Origin of the sequence: Streptomyces sp. WAC04114, assembly GCF_019733245.1 — a bacterium.
Classification (GTDB): domain Bacteria; phylum Actinomycetota; class Actinomycetes; order Streptomycetales; family Streptomycetaceae; genus Streptomyces; species Streptomyces massasporeus_A.
In genome coordinates this window covers 1-4,909 of the sequence record NZ_JAIGQA010000307.1, presented here as the reverse complement: position 1 = coordinate 4,909, position 4,909 = coordinate 1, and the positions used below count along the sequence as shown (strand labels likewise).

At 70.3% G+C, this 4,909-nt stretch carries 3 protein-coding genes and 1 pseudogene; all 4 read right to left on the bottom strand.

Annotation, left to right across the window (positions count from 1 at the left end):
* Window positions 1-810 (bottom strand): annotated as a pseudogene (locus K4G64_RS38380) (type VI secretion protein); the annotation flags it as partial.
* Between the two features lie 16 nt (window positions 811-826).
* Window positions 827-2,236 (bottom strand): ATP-binding protein, encoded by a 1,410-nt coding sequence (locus K4G64_RS38375; protein ID WP_221760481.1) that lies wholly within the window; start codon window positions 2,234-2,236, stop codon window positions 827-829.
* Between the two features lie 6 nt (window positions 2,237-2,242).
* Window positions 2,243-3,799, bottom strand: a complete 1,557-nt coding sequence (locus K4G64_RS38370; protein WP_221760480.1) for an SCO6880 family protein — start codon at window positions 3,797-3,799, stop codon at window positions 2,243-2,245.
* Window positions 3,796-4,909, bottom strand: a 1,114-nt coding sequence (locus K4G64_RS38365; protein WP_221760479.1) for a hypothetical protein, incomplete at its 5' end; no start/stop codon positions are given. The genes K4G64_RS38365 and K4G64_RS38370, both read right to left, overlap by 4 nt.

The window sequence follows — 4,909 nt, the reverse complement described above, 5'->3', positions numbered from 1 at the left end:
GTAGAGATGGGTGGGGCCCAGCTTTGCTCTGGCGTCCTTGGTGTCCTGCCAGAGGTGGGGGTTCGACGTGACGATGAGCGCTGGGCCTTCCGCGTCGCGTACGGCCTGGGTGGCGGTGGTTCGGCGGGTTTCCCTTGGGGCTACGAGGACCTTTTCCCACCCGCCCGTCCGTTCCTGCCCGAACAGGGATGCCGGGCTCGCGGGGACGGTCGCCGGGGCGGGGTCGGCGGTCGCCGTCGGGTGTGGGAGGTCGGCAGGGCTTGTCGGCGGGCCCGGTGGGCTCGCGGGATCGGGTGCCGAGCGGCGCGGTGTCGGGACCTCGTGCTGCACAGCTGTGGATGCGTGCTCGTGCGCCGCCGCGGGTACCTCGTGCGGCGTCGGTGCCGACCGCTCCTCCGCCGCCGGGATCCGCTCCTCCGCCGCCAGGATTCTCTCCTCCCGGCGTCTGGCCCGGACCGCCCGCCACCGGGCCAGGGTGCCCATCACGAACACGGTCAGGACGACCAGGATCATCAGCTGGCCGATGAACAGGCCCCAGAACAGGCCGTAGCCGGAGAGTTCGCCGGGGGGCGTGTCGGGCCAGGCGCCGGGGATGTCGTGGGGCTGGGCGATGAGACCGCGCATGGCGAGCGGCGTGCGGGCGAAGGTGACGCCGGAGGGCCAGGAGCCGTGGGCGAACAGGGCGGCCAGGCCCGTGGCCGTCCACGCCAGCACCGTCATGCCGAGGAGGAACGCCAGTATGCCGATTAGCAGGCCGTCGGGGATGCCTCCCTGGCCGGCCCGCCGGTCGTGACGGTCGTCCGGTCTCACGCGTCCTCCCCTGTGCCTACGCCACCGTCGATTCGGAGTCGCCCAGGTGGTGCTCCACGAAGGCCGCGGCGCGTTCCTCCGCCTCGAGTTCGGCGGCGCGCAGGGCGTCGTCCGCGAGGTCGGCGGAGGACTGGGTCATCGCGCGGTCGGTGAAGACCAGGGGGCGTTCGGTCTCCGTGACCAGGTGTTTGACGACCTGGACGTTGCCGTTGACGTCCCAGACGGCGATGCCGGGGGTGAGCGTCGGGATGATCTCCACCGCCCAGCGGGGGAGGCCCAGGACGCGGCCTGTCGCCCTCGCCTCGTCCGCCTTCTGGGCGTAGATCGTCCTGGTCGACGCCATCTTCAGGATCGCCGCGGCCTCCTTGGCGGCCGCGCCGTCGACGACGTCGGAGAGGTGGTGGACGACCGCCACGAAGGACAGGCCCAGGCGTCGGCCGAACTTCAGCAGGCGCTGGAACAGCTGGGCGACGAAGGGGCTGTTGATGATGTGCCAGGCCTCCTCGACCAGGAAGATGCGCTTCTTCCGGTCGGGGCGGATCCAGGTGTGCTCCAGCCACACGCCGACGATCGCCATGAGGATGGGCATGGCGATGGAGTTGCGGTCGATGTGCGAGAGGTCGAAGACGATGAGCGGGGCGTCCAGGTCGATGCCGACCGTGGTGGGGCCGTCGAACATGCCGCGCAGGTCACCGTCGACCAGGCGGTCCAGGACCAGGGCGACGTCCAGGCCCCAGGCCCGTACGTCGTCTATGGCGATGTTCATCGCCTCGGCGGACTCGGGTTCGGGGTGGCGTAGTTGCTCGACGATGTCGGTCAGGACCGGCTGGCGGTCGACGATGGTCTCATTGACGTAGGCGTGGGCGACCTTGAGGGCGAAGCCGGAGCGTTCGTCCAGGCCGTGGCCCATGGCGACCTCGATGATCGTCCGGAGCAGGGCGAGCTGGCCGGTGGTGGTGATCGCGGGGTCGAGCGGGTTGAGGCGGATTCCCATGTCCAGGGCCGCTGTCGGGTCCAGGCGGATGGGAGTTATGCCCAGCTCCTGCGCGATGAGGTTCCACTCGCCGACGCCGTCCTCGCCCTGGGCGTCCAGGACGACGACCTGGCGGTCGCGGAAGCGGAGCTGGCGCAGGACGTACGTCTTCTCCAGCGCCGACTTGCCGTTGCCGGACTCGCCGAGGACCAGCCAGTGGGGGGCCGGGAGCTGCTGGCCGTAGAGCTGGAAGGGGTCGTAGATGTAGCCCTTTCCGGAGTACACCTCGCGGCCGATGATGACGCCGGAGTCGCCGAGACCGGGTGCGGCGGTCGGGAGGTAGACCGCCTGGGCCTGGCCCGTGGACGTGCGCACCGGGAGCCTGGTCGTCTCGACCTTCCCGAAGAGGAAGGAGGTGAAGGCGTCGGTGAGGACGGACAGCGGGTCCCGCATCAGGTCCTACCTCCGAATGCCGGTGGCGAAGGGAAGGGTGTTCACGAAGGCGCGGTGGTGCTCGCGGTCGCACCATTCCAGCTTGAGGTACGACTTGCCCGCGGAGGCTCTGATCGTGCGCTTGTCGCGGGCGAGCGCGTCGGGGTTGCGGGAGGAGACGGTGATGTAGCCGACGAGGTTGACGCCGGCGGCGCCGCTGGCGAGGTCCTCGCCGCGCTGGTCGAGCCGGGAGTGGGCGGCGATGTCGCGCGGGTCGACGGTGCGGTTCATCTTGGCGGCGCGGGAGGCCTCGGCCTCGTCGTTGGTCTTCTCGGTGAGCATGCGCTCGATGGCGACCTCGGTGGGTTCGAGGTCCATGGTGACGGCGACCGTGCGGATGACGTCCGGGGTGTGGACGAGCAGCGGGGCGAGGAAGTTGACGCCGACGGGGGTCATCGGCCACTCCTTCACCCAGGCCGTGGCGTGGCACCAGGGGGCGCGGGTGGAGGACTCGCGGGTCTTGGCTTGGAGGTAGGTGGGCTCCATGGCGTCCAGTTCGGCCGGCCAGGCGTTGCGCTTGGTCATCGCCTGGATGTGGTCGATGGGGTGGTCCGGGTCGTACATGGAGTGGATCAGCGAGGCCAGCCGTCCCTGACCGAGCGGCTGCCGTACGCGGATGTCGGCTTCCTGGAGGCGCGAGCAGATGTCGGTGAGCTCGCGGGCCATGACGACGGCGAGTCCGGCGTCCCGGTCGACCTTGCCGCCGTGGGCGCGGGCCGCGCGGGCCATGGCGTTGGCCTCGGCGGCGAGGTCGCGCGTGTAGTGCATGCAGGCGACGAGGTAGGCGCGGTGCTGCTCGCTGCTGGTGGACACCATCGACTGGAGCTGGTCGTAGGACTCCTGGAGCCAGGGCAGGGCCTTGTCGTCGCCGCGGACGGCGACGTCCTTGGCGTGGGCGTCCGGGTCGGCCGGGAGGGTGCGGGCCAGCATCTGGATGCGGGTGACGAAGCCGTCGCCGTTGGCGACGTGCTTGAGCAGGGTGCCGAAGCGGTCGACGAGGGCTTCCTGGTCCTCGCTGTCGCGCAGGCCGACGCCGGGGCCCTCGATCTCGATGGCGGCGGTGACGGTCTTGCGGTCGGCGTGCAGGAGCACGGCGATCTCGTCGGGGCCGAAGGGGGCGGCCAGCCAGGTGATGCGGCCGATGCCGGGGGGCGGGCCGATCTCGACCTCGCGGCCGTCGAGCCGGGTGCCGGCCTCGATGACGGCGGAGCGGTAGGCGGTGCCCTTCTTGAGGGTCCGCTTGTAGCTGCGGTTGATCTCGAACCACTTGTAGAACGTGCGGTGCTTGTACGGCACGTAGACCGCGGACAGCGCGAGCATCGGGAAGCCGGCGAGCAGCACGATGCGCAGGCTCAGTACCGGGACGAGGAGCCCGCACATCATGCCGAGGAACGCGCCCACGACGATCAGGGCGATCTCGCCGGTCTCGCGGTTGCGGCCGATGATCGCGTTCGGCCGGGCGCGGCCGATCAGATATGTCCGGCGGGGCGTGACCGGATGGGACACGTGGGACTCGGTCGTCAACGCCCTTCACCTCCCGTGCGGTTGGTACTGCTGTTGCGGGTGTTGCTGGCGTGGGGAGTGTTGACGGGGCTGCTCGAACGGGGTGCGGGTGCGGCGGAGGGAACAGATCCGCCGCCGCCGTTCGAGGTGCGCGCACTGTGCGCGGCGACTCCGCCGGAGGCGGGGTTGCTGGGGCGGGATGCGGAGGACTGGCTGCCTCCGCCGTTGTTGTCGGCACGGGTGCTGTGGGTCTTGATGCCCTGCGCGACGAGGGATGCCGGGGAGCTGATGACGGCGGCGGCCTTGCCTTCGGCGCCCTGCATGAGGCGGTTGTTGCGGGAGCCGGCGATCTCGTCGCCGAAGCCGGGGACGAAGCGGTAGATCATCGCGCTGGCGAAGATGGCGAGCAGGATGATGGCGAGGCCGGAGACGACGGCGGAGAAGGCGTTCGGTCCGTCGTCGGCGGAGAGTGCGCCGGCGAGGCCGAGGACGATGACGATCACCGGTTTGATGAGGATGACCGCGATCATGATGCCGGCCCAGCGGCGGACGTGGCCCCACAGGTTCTTGTCGACGAGGCCGGCGTAGACGACGGTGCCGAGGAGGGCGCCGACGTAGAGGAGCGCGGCCCTGATGACGAGCTCGAGCCAGAGGACTCCGGCGGCGAGGATGCTGACCAGGGAGACGACGATCAGCATGATCGGGCCGCCGCCGATGTCCTCGCCCTTCTTGAGGGCCTCGGAGAAGGTGCCGAAGAACGCGTCGGTCTGGTCGCCGGTGGCTTTGGCGAGGACCTCGGTGACGCCGTCGGTGGCGGAGACGACGGTGTAGAGGATCAGGGGGGTGAAGGCGGAGGCCAGGACGGTCAGCCAGAGGAAGCCGATGGCTTCGGACAGGGCGGTGGTCAGGGGGACGCCGCGGACGGCTCGTTTGGCGACGGCCAGGAGCCAGAGCAGGAGCGTGAGGATCGTCGAGGCGGCGAAGACGACGGCGTACTGCTGGAGGAACTTGGGGTTGGTGAAGTCGACGTCGGCGGTCTCCTTCACGGCGTCGCTGAGCTTGTCGACGGTCCAGGAGGCGGCGTCGGCGCAGCCCTTGGCGAGGGAGGAGAGGGGGTCGAGGGTGGAGGTG

Bases quoted from the DNA above. Each gene is read 5' to 3' on its own strand.
- K4G64_RS38375 (WP_221760481.1), bottom strand. From the start codon at position 2,236: ATGCGGGACCCGCTGTCCGTCCTCACCGACGCCTTCACCTCCTTCCTC.